The sequence below is a fragment of the Chryseobacterium sp. II3a genome (assembly GCF_057815135.1).
In genome coordinates this window covers 110,949-125,470 of record NZ_JBYPZJ010000009.1, presented here as the reverse complement: position 1 = coordinate 125,470, position 14,522 = coordinate 110,949, and the positions used below count along the sequence as shown (strand labels likewise).

Genomic DNA, 14,522 nt, shown 5'->3' with positions numbered 1-14,522 from the left:
TTTATTTTTTACAAATGATGTATTGGATTATTACAATTGTGGTTATACTGGTGATAGTTTATTTTATTGTAATAAACGGACCTGCATTTGGTGCGGTACCAAAAGGAAAACGCTTGGCTCGTATGAAACAGTCAAAGCTATATCGGAATAAACAATTTCAGAATATAAGTCATACACCATCCCTTGCTGAAGGTTATCAAATGACCCAGGTAACCTATGATTTCCTTTTTGGAAAAAAGCATCCTTTGCTAAAGCCTTTAAAGGAAATTCCTTCCATTCATACGAATTTGAAAACTCTGGATAAGAATACAGATATTTTCATCTGGTTGGGGCATTCTTCTTATTATCTGCAAACAGACGGCATTTCATTTTTGATAGATCCTGTATTAAGTTTATATGGTTCGCCTTTTAAATACTTTAACAAAGCCTTCAAAGGAGCTGATATTTTTAAGCCTGAAGATATTTCGGATCTGGATTATCTTATTATTACCCACGATCATTTTGATCATCTGGACTATCCTACGGTTAAATCAATTAAAGATCGTACCGGAATGGCAATTGTTCCATTAGGAGTAGGTGCCCATCTGGAACGATGGGGATACACGGAATCTCAACTTATTGAAGAAGAATGGGGAGCTGAAATTGAATTAAAAAACAATATACAACTGACCTTTACTCCAGCAAGACATTTTTCAGGCAGAAGAATAAAGCAGAATGATACCCTTTGGGCTTCCTACGTACTGGAAACCCCTACAAAGAAAATCTTTCTTGGCGGTGACAGCGGTTATGATTCCCATTTTAAAATGATAGGGGATAAATATGGCCCTTTTGACTATGCTATTCTTGAAAATGGGCAATATGGAGAAGCATGGAGATACATTCATACTTTACCTGAAGATGTTATTCAGGCTGCTGTAGATATAGACGCCAGACACATTATTCCTGTACATGCTGCGAAGTTTGCATTGGCACTCCATCCCTGGAATGAGCCTTTACAAAAAATAACAAGTTTAGGAAAAGAAAAAGGCTTAAACATCCTTACTCCTATGATTGGAGAGGTGGTAGATCTGAACCGTAAAGATCAGCAATTTACAGTCTGGTGGGAAGACTGATCAGGCATGCCAGATGTCTTTATATCTTCTGGGATGATTTTCAAATTGTTGGCGTACAAAATCACATTCCGGGTCTACAAGCAAATCTTTTTCTTCTGCATAGCGAACCAGCTCATCCAGCAATAATTTGGCATACCCTTTACCTTCACGTTCTTCATCCAGCTTGGTATAATACACAATAAGAAGTCGTCCGTCAACCTCTATGGACATATAACCCGCTTTTTTCTCATCAATAAACAACTGCAGTTCATCCTGATATGGAGATACCATAAATTTTATATTTTCCATAATTATTGAGATTTGGTGGATAAAATAATACTATTGAGAACTCCCGAAAGCATTATCTTCCTTAAAATTACAAAATTAATTAACACAAAATAATAGTTTTTGAGAATCTTAACGAATTTTATAAAAGTATCAGATAATTAAAAGATAAAAGATAAAAGATAAAAGATAAAAGATAAAAGATAAAAGATCTTGCCGTTAAACAACTATTAGCTATAACTATTATCCATTCAGATATCAACATCAATAGGGATGGGCTTTAACCCATCTAAAAAAACTTAAGTCAGCCCGTTGGCTTTGGAGCCAAAATCTAAAATTCTCAATCTCATTATAATTAATGTGATTTATTAACGATCAATCTTTATCCTTGAAATTCACTCATTCTCAAGTCTCAAATTCCAAACTAAGACCTCTGTTTAATAATATGAAACATTATTAAAATACCATTATTTACTAATTTAAAATTAAATAATTTGTCTTGTTTTCATAATTTATTTCAAATATAATCAGCTATTTATAATTTTAATTAACAAATATTGGGAATTGGAGTTAATAATTGGCACTTTAATTGAGTATGTGAACATGTTTAATTTAAAAGAGGAATGAAATGAAAAAGTTATTGCTAACAGCATTTTTAATTGGGACGTTCAGTTTGAGCTATGCCCAATCTGATTATTATAGCGATTATAGAAGAAGTATTTCAGATATTAACTGGCAGACTGTAGTGGCTGATCTACTGCTTTCCACTACTCAGGCTAACCAGATATATGCCTTGAATGACAGATACAGTAATTATGATTCATGGAATAGAGTATATGTAGTAGAGCCCGGAAGATGGAGAAATGATAGATACTCTGAGTTGGAAAGAATTCTGGGAAGAGAAAAATACATTGTCTTTAAAAAGAGATATTACAGAGGACAAAATCCTGTCATTATATACGAAAGAAAAAATGATTATAAAAAATATCGTAAAGAACGAGATAAGTATTATAAAGAAAGGGCTAAATACTATAAAAAGCAAAACAAACACAATCATGGGCGTCACCATGATGACTGGGATTAACCATTATCAACTATTATATATATTATTCACTATTGAAATGGCTGGCATTCGTGCTGGCCATTTTTATTATGAGTAATAAGTGATATCGTTGTTAAGCATTCCTATCAAAATCAGCATTGATAGAAATGAGCTATAATCTTAAACTTAGTTTAAGGAATCCTAATAAATAAACTTCCATAAAATCAATGTGAAAAAATAACCTCCATCTTCCATCTCCCTGCTTTCAGCCCACTAATTCCTTTCTTCAAAATTATATCCATTAATTTGTTTGAATTTTATAACTTTGAAATATGGAATCAAACGAATCAATAGAAGGTTTTTACGAACGAAATGCTCCGGGATTGGGGTCTCTCTGCTTAGGACCCAACAAAATGGGGCACTTTAATGTATTTTCACGAGATCACTGTTCTTTGTTATCACCATACAGCAGAAGAGATTATTATAAAATTTCACTGATTATAGGAAAAGGGAAACTTCATTATGCTGATAAATGGATCTATGTAGATCGTCCTGCATTATTGTTCTCTAATCCTATTGTTCCTTATTCCTGGGAAGCTGATGATGATAACCAGAAGGGCTGGTTCTGTCTATTCACAGAATCTTTTTTACAGAATGGAAGCCGTTTAGGAAATCTTCAGGATTCGCCATTGTTTAAAATTGGCGGAACTCCGGTTTTCTTTTTGGACGAAGACCAGCAGAAAGTACTTTCGGATTTGTATACCAAAATGATGAAGGAAATTGAATCAGACTATGTTCACAAGTATGATATGCTGAGAGCCTATCTTCACCTGATGATCCATGAAACCATGAGAATGCATCCGGCAGAAACATTTGAACCTTATCAGAATGCATCCCAAAGAGTAGCAACCTTATTTATGGAACTGCTGGAAAGACAGTTTCCGATTGACAGCCCTGAGGCATTTTTGAAATTGAAAACTCCTAATGATTATGCACAAAGCCTTTCCATTCACGTGAATTCTTTAAACCGCTCTGTAAAAGAGATTACGGGTAAGACTACGAGCCAGCAGATTACAGCAAGAGTAATACAGGAAGCCAATGCTTTACTTACCCATACAGATTGGAATGTTTCTGAAATTGCCTACGGACTTGGCTTTGAAGAACCAGCTTATTTTACTAATTATTTCAAAAAACAGACGGGAATAACCCCAAATGCCTTAAGATTAAACCTTGTTTGAATTTTATAATTCTTAGTTTGAATTCTATATCAATGGCGGCTGTTTCATGTTCTAATTTTGTCCTGTAGAAAATTAAAATAAATACCATCATGAAATTTAAAAAATTAGGAAACACCGGTGAACAACTTTCTGCTATTGGATTAGGCTGCATGGGAATGAGCTTTGCTTATGGCCAGGCAGATGAGCAGGAAAGTATCAGTACTTTGCACAAAGCATTAGATTTAGGCGTTAACTTTTGGGATACGGCAGATATGTATGCCGACGGAGAAAATGAAAGATTAATCTCTAAAGTTCTAGTATCCAACAGGGATAAAATTTTCATTGCTACTAAATTCGGATTCAGATTTAAGGATGGGAAAGCCAGCCATAGCGGTGCTCCGGGAACGTATTTTGACGGTTCTCCTGAATGGATCAGACAAGCAGTGGACCTAAGTCTTCAAAGATTAAAAATTGATACTATTGACCTGTATTATGCCCATAGAGTTGATCCAAACGTTCCCGTTGAAGAGACTGTTGGCGCTATGGCAGAGCTCGTTAAAGCTGGTAAAGTAAAATATATCGGATTGTCTGAAGCTTCTGCAGAATCTATTAGAAAAGCTAATAAAATTCATCCGATAGCTGCTTTACAGTCAGAGTATTCTATCCTTACCAAGGATGTTGAAAATGACATTCTTCCCACCATCAGAGAATTAGGAATTTCATTAGTTCCTTATTCACCATTGGCAAGAGGACTTTTCGCTAACATTAATGAAGTACAGAATTTGGGTGATGACGATTTCAGAAGATCACTACCTCGTTATCAGCAGGAATATCTGGAGAATAATACAAAACTAGCTAATGAGATTAATGAGTTTGCAGCCTCTAAAGGAGTAAAAGGAACTCAGCTGGCCTTAGCATGGGTATTGAATCAAGGGGATGATATCATTCCAATTCCGGGAACCAAACGTATTAAATATCTGGAAGAAAATGTGGCAGCGGCTAATATTGAGCTGTCTCAATCAGATTTAGATGCCATTGATGCCATTCTGAAAAAATATCCTAATGTAGGAGAAAGGTATAATGAAGGCTCTATGAAGTTAGTAAATAATTAAAAAAACTTAAATAAGCCGGGATCTGATAACAGTTCCCGGATTTTTTATGTAAAACAGAATCATGACATCTACTTTTATCAATAGTTGATCATGATGGGATAAAGAATAAAAACACCATTACACTATGAACAGAAGAGAGCTATTAAAAAGCAGCTTGTTGGCAGGAACACTAAGTCTTGTTCCATTTTCAAATCTATTTGCAGAGGAAAAGACGATTACAGAAAAAACAGAAGATGATCTTTCCGGTTTTAAAAAAATTAAACTTGGAGAATTAGAATTGTTTATTCTGACAGATGGATATATCCATGAAGAAAATCTGAATTCATTTGCTCCAAGAGGAAATGTTTCTGAATTGAAAACGATCCTTAAAGACAATTTCCGGGCTGATACCTATATTGATATGGCAATCAATATCCTGCTTGTTAAAACAAAAGAAAAACTGATCCTGATGGATACAGGAATGGGAATATTTGCTGATAAAAGAACTGGGTTTTTATTAAAAAGTCTTCAAAAAGCAGGTTTCTCCGCTAACGATATTACTGATGTTTTCCTCTCTCATGCCCATCCCGATCATATGGGCGGAGTCGTAGATAAACAGAATAAGCTTATTTTCCCTAATGCTGCTATTTTTATTTCGAAAATAGAACATGATTTTTGGATGAATGCTTCCGTGAAAGATTTTAATAACAGTGCTTTGAAGGCTCATCCCGAAATGCTCACCCAGATCATTCCGACCCTTCAGAATATCTTGAAAACTATTCAGCCAAAGTTGAAATTTTATGATTTAGACAAGACGCTGTATAATCATTTTAATTTTCAGTTAGCTCCAGGACATACTCCTGGTTTAACAGTCACTACCATATCTTCAGGGAATGAAAAACTGATGTATGTTGCGGACCTTATTCATTCAGATGTTATTCTTTTCCCTCATCCTGATTGGGGGTTTTCAGGAGATACGGACCTGGATATTGCTTCTGCCTCCAGAAAGAAATTTCTTAAACAGTTGGCAGATACAAAAACCAGAGCATTTGCCTCTCATTTACCATGGCCGGGACTGGGTTTTACAAAGGTAAAAGCTCCGGCATTTGAATGGATTCCGGAGATTTTTATGAATTAATTTAATAATTTAAAATATTCAATAAAAGCGGGCTGTTATTCTAACTGTAAACGAAGAAAGCCCGCTCTTATTATAAAAAAGAATTCAATAGGTTTTAGCCAAAACTTAAATCTGTCTCAATATCCATTCTGAAGAATACAGTTTCCTGAACATGATATAGGTAATAGTAAGAACAGAAAAGGCTATTATTGCATCTATTGTTGCAGGAAAACCAAGTACTGCAATTTTTGAAAAGAATGCAAAAGTTATATCAAAGAACATTCCCGCAAAAACCCATTCTTTAAATCTTAATAAGGTATTGGGAATCAGAAGAACCACAACACCTGATAGTTTAAATATTCCTAAAATATAAATAAAATGCGGTGGATAGCCTAGTTGCCGCGTGATATCCCAGACTACAGGATTTGTTGTGAGCTCAAATAAACCACTTGCTCCAAACCATAATGACATAAAAATAGCTCCTGACCAATAGATGATTTTTGTTGTTTTTGCTTTCATTGTTGTATTGTTTTTAAATGTTATTGTGCTGAATTAAAGTTAACTTTTGCTGTCCCGGAAATTTTTCCTGTTTTGGGATTTTGAAGGAAAGCTATAATTTCCCAATTATCTGTAGAAAACTCTTTCGGAAGTTGGAATGATGTTACTCCCTTTTGCTGTTGATGTAAGGATATTGAGTTCTGCTGATGAACAATCTGCCAGTGTCGTAAATGACGACCTTCATTTTCACCTTTGCCGACCTGGGTGGAAGATTGTTTTTCCACAAGGTTTATCAGAAGGTTATTTTTAGGATCAGCAGCAGCAGTTTCATATTGTACCTGGATTTCATTTTGAATAACCTCTGCTGAAAGGTTGATATTGGCGTTTTGAGAATTGAATAATGCCATTTGAATAGCTTTATTAACTGCATTTTCATCAGATCCCACAAATTCGGTTTTCCCATTAACAATCAGTTGAGGAGTATAAACCTGAGAACCAAGAATGTTGCTGTACATTTGTTGACGCTGAGAGTTTTCTGCAGAACTGAACCGATCTTTCCATCCTAAACGATTCCAATAATCCACATGATAAGAGAGGATATGAATATTTTCATTATTGTACTCTTTTTCAATCTTTCCCATCAATTCATCTGCCGGTGGACAGCTTGAACAGCCTTCGGATGTAAAGAGTTCCAGAACAGCAAAACCGTTGTTTTCTGTTGTTGAATATTGCTTTACCTTTTCTTTATTATCTTTCTGAACGAAAGCAAAAGCAGAAAATAGAGATAAGGTTAAAAAACCGACTGTGATTGTATTTTTTAGTATCATAACTTTTAATTTGATTCAAAAGTAGAGACTATTGGAGCTTAAGGGAATAGAAAGAAGGCTGAACCGGACAAATACAAAGATGAACCCGGAAATTATGGGGGGAACTATATTTGGATTGGAAGTTTTAGGAATTATAAAGCATGATATATTTGACGATGAGATAAAAAAGAAACCCCCGATTATATCAATCAGGGTTATAATGTATTAGAAAGCTTTTATAGATTATAATTAAGTACCTCCAGCTTACTTACATTACCTATCTTCCAGCCATGTGAAAAAGCTATGTGTTTTTTCTTTATTAATCAAGAGCTTTTCGGGAGTATCAATGGTAAGTTTTACCAGTATTTTACGCTGGAAATAATGTTCCATTTCCTTAATCGCTTTAAAATTAACAAGATATTGCCTGTTAACCCTGAAAAACTGCTTGTCAGATACCTGTTCTGCAATTTGTCCCAACGGTTGTGTAAGAGGAAACTGCTCTTTGGCAAATGTTACCAGATGAGTAATTTCATTATGAATATAAAAATAGGCAATCTCTTCTGTGGGAATAGTAGTGTATTTTTGATTTTTAAATACCAGAAAGCTATTCTTTCCTGCCGGTTGATTGATTTTTTGTAAAAGAGCACTCAGGTCAGGAAGTTCATTTTTCTGAAAGAATTTTTTTAAATCATCCACCTTTTTCAAGGCTTCTGCAATGTCTTCTTTGGAGAATGGTTTCAGCACATAATCCACTCCTTTACTTTTAAAAGCATCCAGCATATATTGATCAAAGGCAGTACAGAAAACCACGGGGCAGGTAATGTCTACAGCTTTGAAGATCTCAAATGAAAGCCCGTCGGAAAGCTGGATATCCATAAAGATTAGATCAGGCTTCATATCACCGGATAAGGCTTCTATACTGGTTTCTATACTATCATAAACGCCTAATATTTTTGAATCTGGTTTTAAGTTTGACAATAGGGCCTGCAGGGACTTCGCTGCCCTGAATTCGTCTTCAATGATGATGATATTCATGGATTAATGGGAGTTTTATCTGAAAGATTTTTTCGTCTGAATAAATAATAATATCTTGCTCCAGCAGGTGCTTGTAACGCATTTTAATATTGTCAAGACCTACTCCTAAAGAATCTTCTCTGCTAAGTTTACGTTGAACAGGATTTTCAATAATAATATGACTTTCAGTATTATATATTTTAATGTAAAGAGGTTTGTTTTGTGATACGATATTGTGTTTGATGCAGTTTTCAACCAAAAGCTGAAGGGTAAATGGCGGAACTAAAGTTTGAAGTATTTCTTTATCCAGTTCCTGAGTAAAGGTGATGCCGTCGCCAAAACGTGCTTTTTGGAGGAAAAGATAAGCATCTACAATTTTCATTTCTTCCTGAGTACTGATGAGGTCTAATTTCCTGCTTTCAAGAGTGAAGCGGTAAAAATCAGAAAGCTTTACAATGAAATCAACAGTTTCTTCGTCATGGGTTTCAGCCATAGATTTCAACGTATTCAGGCTGTTGAAAAGGAAATGTGGGTTGATTTGTTGTTTCAATAATTCATATTGAGCACCGAGATTGTCACTTTTTACTTTTTCCAGTTCCAATTCTACCTGCTGGCCGGTGTAATTATTCTGTAGAAGCGTTAAAAACATATAACAAACTAGATTGATAAGAATTCCGCGTACTTCTACCATCAGCATCACCGGACCAAAATTGATATGTGAAAGGATTAGCTGCTGAACCCATGCTAACCCGAACATAATCACCATTCCAAAAGCAAGAACGATCAATAATCTTGAATAGGATATATGCTGTCTCCGTTTACCTGTTCGATTCAGCATATAGATATTGATATACCACATGATTACTGAGAATGCAGCGGTAATGGCTGAGTTCACAATAGCCTCCCTCCAGTTGAACTCATGGGAAGCGAGCTGAGGTACAGATGATAAAATCCCAAGAAAAATGGAACTTATCCAGATAATGGCTGGTGAGATTCTTATTTTTTGCTGCTGCATCAGGACCGTAGATTTGAAAAGGTTAAATTAATGCTTTTTATTGGCAAAATGATTATATGTCTTTTGTTTTAAGGTCTGCTTACCGGCCGATAGCTCATAAAATAATGTATTCTTTCTGCCTTATTGAAAGGAATGCTCTTTGCCGCAGTATTTTGTATTCCATAAGAAATATTTCCTGTGGTATCCGCTTGAACGGTTTCAATACTGACCAATTCACCTGTAATTGTCCCTCCGATATATTGCGGATTGTCATGGTAACGCCATGTAACCAGCTTCATCAAAGATCCTGTATCCGGCGTATTACTTTCTTTTGATAAGGATTCTAGAGCTTTTTCATTGCCGTATAATGCAGACATGGTTTTGTTCTTAGGATTTAAAGATGTAGAAATAAACTGAAGATGTCCCGGATCAAAAACTACTCTAATCAAACCGGTATTGGTTTCGTTATTTTTTTTGTTGCACGAAGTAAGTGATATAAAACTTACCAGTAGGATCAATATTGTATTTCTCATTTTTTCTGTAAATTTTGAATAAGTCTTTGGGTGTTTACTTTCATCGGAACATCAAAAAGATAGCCCGTTTTTTCTGCCAATTGTCTGTGGCACGCAATGCAGGATTCTTTAGCAAATGATTCACTTTTGCCGGTAGGATGAAGATCCTTCCCTGAAAATTTTGCAAATCCCCAGCCTTCAGTATCCGTATATTTTCCGGTATCTTTTACCATAAACTGTGCATTGATAAATTCTCCTGCTCTGATTTCTCCATTAGGAAGTTCCTGTTGTTTCCATACAGATTTTACTACAATACTGCCATCTGGCCATGGATGAAAATTTTCTGTTTCAATGGCTTTCACAGCAATGTCGTTTCCATAAATAACCCGGATAGAATTGTCGAATAAAGTACTCATACTGATAACCTTCCAGTTTTTGAAATCATCAGTATATTGAACTCCGTTAGGTGAGACAGGAGCTTTATCAACAGAAGTGATGGTTTTCTGAGGGTTATGGTTGGTGTCTTTGCTATTTGTAGGAATAGTAGCACCGGATAATGAAAGCATATATTTCTTTATTGTTTCAATATCCTTTTCGGTAATCTTAGCAGAAGGGTGTAGGAGCGTATATTCACGGAGAGGCATTTTTCCGCTTTGCATCATATTCAGAATAGCATACATTTTTCCTTTGTGCTCGGCTGGAGAAAGTTTCTCCCATTCCGAAAAATTAAGGACTTCTCTTGCTCTTTTCACATCTTTATTGACAGCCCATGAAATAGGAGCTATTTTATCATACCAATTAAGGTCCTGTTGGTTAGAATGGCAGCTAAAGCACGAGTTTTCAAGAATGGAAATGACTTCTTTGGGAGCTTCAATTTTTCCTGTAACCGGTTTCCCTTCGAGAGGCTGGCTGAATAGCTGTAATCCTCCGAATATTCCTAAAATCACAAGAAATGCAATCGCAATAGGATTTCTTTTTTTCTTTACGGTATTCATAATGAGTATTATTTTCTGTTTTATAGTCCAAAAGTAAGTGAGCAGAAGCAGCTCTGAAATGAGAAAAAGGCTGAACCGGACAAAAGGCTGGGTAAATAATGAATTTTACGACTTGAAAGTTTAAAAAAATCCCGGAAATTATCTTTCCGGGATGTATTAGGTAACGTTTATAAAGTAATGCCGCCGTCTACAATGATTTCAGTGCCTGTAATAAATCCAGAAGCATTACTGTCAGCCAAGTAGGTTACCAATTGTGCTACCTCTTCAGCGGTACCCATTTTCTTCAGTGGAATCTGATTGATAAGATGGTCGTTAAGCCCTTTTAAAGTTTCTTCATCTAATCCTGCTTTAGTCATGATTTCTGTTTTGATAGGGCCGGGACTTATCATATTCACCCTGATTTTTCTTGGAGCTAATTCGGCGGCGGCCGTTTTTGATATTGAATTCAAAGCTGCTTTACTGGCCTGGTATACGGAACTGTTGGGTTTGTAGGTAGAAGCAACAATAGAAGAAAGCATTATCACAGAAGCACCATCATTCAAAAGAGGAATGAATTTGCTTAAAGTAAAATAAGCTCCTCTGAAGTTGATGTTCATGACCTGGTCAAAGTTTTCAGGATCCATATTTTCTATCAGAGTGAGGCCTCCTGTAATCCCAGCATTAATGAATAGAATATCTATTTTTCCAAACTGTTTTTCCACCTCAGCTTTCAAGAGGTCAATATCACCAAGGTTAGCCTGATCTGCAATGAATGGAATTGCTCCCAATTCCTGAGCTGCTTTTTCAACAGCTTCTTTTCTTCTTCCTGTAATGATTACGGTAGCCCCTTCTTTGATAAGTTCTTTGGCGGCAGCATACCCGATTCCGCTGTTTCCACCCGTTATGATGGCTAATTGGTTACTGAATTTTTTCATTTCTTTTAAATTTTTGACAAAGTTATTTCAAATTGATATACTTTTGTAACCAGTATCACAGAGTATATCAGTATCATCAGTGATATCACTTAACTTTGCCATATGGAAAGAGATCAGACAGAAGAACTAAGAGCCTTACAGGATACCCTTTATTTTATAGGCGGGAAGTGGCGGATTCCGGTTATCAATTCTATTTGTAACGGAAACAGACGCTTTCGAGAAATTGAAAGAAGTATTCCCGGAATTACCACAAGAATGCTTTCAAAGGAACTGAAGGACATGGAACTGAATAAACTCGTAAAAAGAAATGTTTATCCGGAAACCCCTGTGTTGATAGAATATGTGCCCACCGAGTATTGCCGGACCTTTGGCAGTATCATTCAGGAAATGATCAATTGGGGGCGGGAACACAGGAGAGTGATTGTGGAAGATAGATAATGACTGCCAAGATTTTGATGGAAGATATTGAGTTCAGGGAAAATACTGTTGAAAGAAAGAATAAAGCGAGGGCTAAATTAGTAAAGATGCACTGATATTCCCTCCTCGAGAGGGGTGTCAGATCTAAGATCTGACGGGTGGTTATTCAATAGGAGCGGGCTTTAGCCCGCCCTCACTATAAATCAATATTCATCTGGCTTTAGCCAAAAACTAAAGATAAACTGCCAAAATGTTCAAAATATCATTCTTAGTTTGTTGAAGAGCTTCTAGAAATTATATTTCAAATTAAACCCTGTAAAGAAATATGCATTACTCGATCCTGGATTCACATCCGTATAAATGGCTGCATTATTATACTGGTTATCCTTATCAGTATCATTAATACTGTTTCCATAAAAAAGGAAGGTATAATTGATCTGGCTGGTAAGATTATTTCCGGCTACAAACACATCCAGATCCCAGTGATTAAAACTGTGTTTATAACCGATCTTGGAGTTTAGAAGACCAAAACTTTTCACCTTATTGCTATTGGTAAAATCGGTGTAAACAGTGCCCATATAATTATAGGTATTTTGCCAGTATAATCCGATTTGAGTATCAAAATCCAATCCTACAGATATTTTAGTTGTAGGTACACCTACCACATTGGCTTTGTCTCCATTTTCTTTAAAATAAGTAGAATATTTAAAATCATTGTACGTGTAAGTTACGAATGGTTGTATTCTTGAAATAAATAAATTTTTAGGTTGGTAAGAGTAACCTACACTCATTTCTAGCCCTTTATTTTTCTGCTCTCCTGTGTTTGCCCAATAGGTGTAAGGTGTTTGTTCCGGATTAGACATCCTTCCGCCTAACTGAGTGAGCTTATCTTTAATATTGATGCTGAATAATGAAAACTGATAATCTACAGAAGTATCATCTATTAATCCCTGGATACTGAAATCCCACATTTTTGCTCTTTCTGCAACAAGATTATCATTGGTTACATTTAACCCGGTAATAAAGGCTGTTACAGAAGTAGGAGCATTGTATCCTTCACTGTAGCTAAGGTTGAAAATCTGATTATTCCAGGTTTTTTGTAAAGCAAAATGAGGACTGGCTACCGCTTTGAATTTCTTATCAAATGACAAATCTTTATTGTAAAGATCCTTACCATTCACTACAAACAATCCCGGAAGTGCTAAGAGATCTTTTCTTTTATAACTAAGCTGGTTAATACTCACTCCCGCAAGAAACATTAAGTCCCAAGGTTTATAAGTGATTTTTTCAACCGCAAAATAATTAGATTGTTTGTTGGTATTATTGAAGTAGGAACCATCATATAAGGGTCTCAGGACAGGTTCTTCTGTAATTTTTACACTTTTATAACGATAATTGGTAATGGTAGATTGAGATTGTTGAATTTCAACTCCAAATTCCGTTTGGCTTCTGAAATGTTCCCACTCCTTATTGAATTCAAATACAGACCTAAGCCCATAATTAGAAAAAGATGAGGTTTCATTAGCTCCTGCCGCAATTCTTTCACCAGTAGTGCCAGTATAGAAAACGGTGGTATTATTCTTGAAATTAGGGGTAATTTTCCATATGTGGCCAATTCCAACCCTTGAAGTCACAAATTTTGTTTTTGCTCCGCGTCTGATGTAGGCAAAATTACCATTATCAATCCCATTATAATAGTCGTCATAGGAAATCTGGCCGGAAACCTGTTCAAGTGAATTGGCATGAGAGGCGAGTAGGGTTATTTTCTGATTAGGATTAAGCTTAAACTCCCCATTGATATTATAAAAGTTTTTAATACTCTTACCATGAGGGCGGTATCCGTCACTTCCAATATGTCCATAGTTAGCCGTAAGGGAATGGTTATCTCCCACACTTGTTGCAGAAGTAGAACTTTGAAATAATCCGAAAGATCCGGTCATAAACTGTTCCGAAACAGAATTACCTTTTTTGCTCTCAGGCTGCATATAGAGCCTTACTGCTCCTCCCGAACCGCCACCGTATAACGTTGCGGCGGGTCCTTTGATAACTTCTATACGGTTGACCAACCCAAAATTGACATCATCCAGGACAGTAACACCATCAGCTCCGGTAAGTGGGATATTGTTGAGGTACATTTTAATCCCCCAATTGTTGAATTTCTGATCATTTCCATAGCCTCGTATGATAATTCTCTGACCTCCCAGCTGGGTTCTTTTTTCTACCTGAACCCCGGCCATGGTATTAAGGCTTTGTTCTATAAAGGCCGGATTATTTCGATTGATTTCGTACTCGGAGATGATCTCAGTGGATTGTGCGTGTTTTTTAAATTCTTCTCGTTCTTTAATAACTTTTGATCTGGCATGGATGTTCACTTCATCAATACGATTTTCATTTTCCTGAGCATTAGCAAAAGCCATTGTTGATAACGAAAGAGCAAGGGTATAAATTTTTTTCATTAAGACAGTCTGTTTTTTACAAACATATTGAAAAAATGGCACAATTGAATTGAATCCTCTTTTATTTTTAATA

Annotated in this window: 15 protein-coding genes; 6 read left to right on the top strand and 9 right to left on the bottom strand. The window is 35.9% G+C overall.

What is annotated here, in order from left to right; all coding sequences use genetic code 11:
- The first annotated feature begins 122 nt into the window (after window positions 1-122).
- A complete protein-coding gene (locus AC3HD6_RS19180; protein ID WP_488897795.1) occupies window positions 123-1,112 on the top strand; it encodes an MBL fold metallo-hydrolase in 990 nt (329 codons plus the stop codon).
- Here AC3HD6_RS19180 and AC3HD6_RS19175 read toward each other — a convergent pair whose 3' ends face one another.
- Window positions 1,113-1,400 carry a GNAT family N-acetyltransferase gene (locus tag AC3HD6_RS19175; protein WP_068943752.1) on the bottom strand — a complete coding sequence of 96 codons (288 nt, stop codon included), beginning with the start codon at window positions 1,398-1,400 and terminating at the stop codon, window positions 1,113-1,115.
- A gap of 604 nt (window positions 1,401-2,004) precedes the next feature.
- Between AC3HD6_RS19175 and AC3HD6_RS19170 the strand changes: the two genes are divergently transcribed.
- From AC3HD6_RS19170 to AC3HD6_RS19155, 4 genes are all read left to right on the top strand, one after another.
- A complete protein-coding gene (locus tag AC3HD6_RS19170; RefSeq protein ID WP_488897794.1) occupies window positions 2,005-2,460 on the top strand; it encodes a hypothetical protein in 456 nt (151 codons plus the stop codon).
- A gap of 290 nt (window positions 2,461-2,750) precedes the next feature.
- A complete protein-coding gene (locus AC3HD6_RS19165) occupies window positions 2,751-3,656 on the top strand; it encodes a helix-turn-helix domain-containing protein (protein WP_488897793.1) in 906 nt (301 codons plus the stop codon).
- Window positions 3,657-3,745: 89 nt separating this feature from the next.
- Window positions 3,746-4,747 (top strand): aldo/keto reductase, encoded by a 1,002-nt coding sequence (locus AC3HD6_RS19160; RefSeq protein WP_488897792.1) that lies wholly within the window; start codon window positions 3,746-3,748, stop codon window positions 4,745-4,747.
- Window positions 4,748-4,871: 124 nt separating this feature from the next.
- On the top strand, window positions 4,872-5,864 hold the full coding sequence (locus tag AC3HD6_RS19155; protein WP_488897791.1) for an MBL fold metallo-hydrolase: 993 nt from the start codon (window positions 4,872-4,874) through the stop codon (window positions 5,862-5,864).
- A gap of 105 nt (window positions 5,865-5,969) precedes the next feature.
- On the opposite strand, the gene AC3HD6_RS19150 is transcribed toward AC3HD6_RS19155, so the two are convergent.
- The 7 genes from AC3HD6_RS19150 to AC3HD6_RS19120 all read right to left on the bottom strand — a co-directional run bounded on the left by AC3HD6_RS19150 (window position 5,970) and on the right by AC3HD6_RS19120 (window position 11,576).
- A complete protein-coding gene (locus AC3HD6_RS19150) occupies window positions 5,970-6,362 on the bottom strand; it encodes a DoxX family protein (RefSeq protein ID WP_488897790.1) in 393 nt (130 codons plus the stop codon).
- Between the two features lie 20 nt (window positions 6,363-6,382).
- Complete coding sequence (locus tag AC3HD6_RS19145) at window positions 6,383-7,168, bottom strand: DUF1223 domain-containing protein (RefSeq protein WP_488897789.1); 786 nt, start codon at window positions 7,166-7,168, stop codon at window positions 6,383-6,385.
- A gap of 252 nt (window positions 7,169-7,420) precedes the next feature.
- Window positions 7,421-8,182: a LytR/AlgR family response regulator transcription factor gene (locus AC3HD6_RS19140; RefSeq protein ID WP_488897788.1), complete on the bottom strand. Its 762-nt coding sequence runs from the start codon at window positions 8,180-8,182 to the stop codon at window positions 7,421-7,423.
- Window positions 8,163-9,176 carry a sensor histidine kinase gene (locus AC3HD6_RS19135; RefSeq protein ID WP_488897787.1) on the bottom strand — a complete coding sequence of 338 codons (1,014 nt, stop codon included), beginning with the start codon at window positions 9,174-9,176 and terminating at the stop codon, window positions 8,163-8,165. Before AC3HD6_RS19135 ends, AC3HD6_RS19140 begins: the two co-directional genes overlap by 20 nt.
- A gap of 68 nt (window positions 9,177-9,244) precedes the next feature.
- Complete coding sequence (locus AC3HD6_RS19130; protein WP_488897786.1) at window positions 9,245-9,688, bottom strand: hypothetical protein; 444 nt, start codon at window positions 9,686-9,688, stop codon at window positions 9,245-9,247.
- A complete protein-coding gene (locus tag AC3HD6_RS19125) occupies window positions 9,685-10,662 on the bottom strand; it encodes a heme-binding domain-containing protein (RefSeq protein WP_488897785.1) in 978 nt (325 codons plus the stop codon). Before AC3HD6_RS19125 ends, AC3HD6_RS19130 begins: the two co-directional genes overlap by 4 nt.
- A gap of 167 nt (window positions 10,663-10,829) precedes the next feature.
- On the bottom strand, window positions 10,830-11,576 hold the full coding sequence (locus tag AC3HD6_RS19120; RefSeq protein WP_488897784.1) for an SDR family oxidoreductase: 747 nt from the start codon (window positions 11,574-11,576) through the stop codon (window positions 10,830-10,832).
- 102 nt (window positions 11,577-11,678) lie between these two features.
- On the opposite strand from AC3HD6_RS19120, the gene AC3HD6_RS19115 reads away from it, so the two are divergent.
- Window positions 11,679-12,014, top strand: a complete 336-nt coding sequence (locus AC3HD6_RS19115) for a winged helix-turn-helix transcriptional regulator (RefSeq protein WP_488897783.1) — start codon at window positions 11,679-11,681, stop codon at window positions 12,012-12,014.
- A gap of 266 nt (window positions 12,015-12,280) precedes the next feature.
- Here the strand turns inward: AC3HD6_RS19115 and AC3HD6_RS19110 are convergent, their stop codons facing one another.
- On the bottom strand, window positions 12,281-14,449 hold the full coding sequence (locus tag AC3HD6_RS19110; protein ID WP_488897782.1) for a TonB-dependent receptor: 2,169 nt from the start codon (window positions 14,447-14,449) through the stop codon (window positions 12,281-12,283).
- Window positions 14,450-14,522 lie beyond the last annotated feature (73 nt).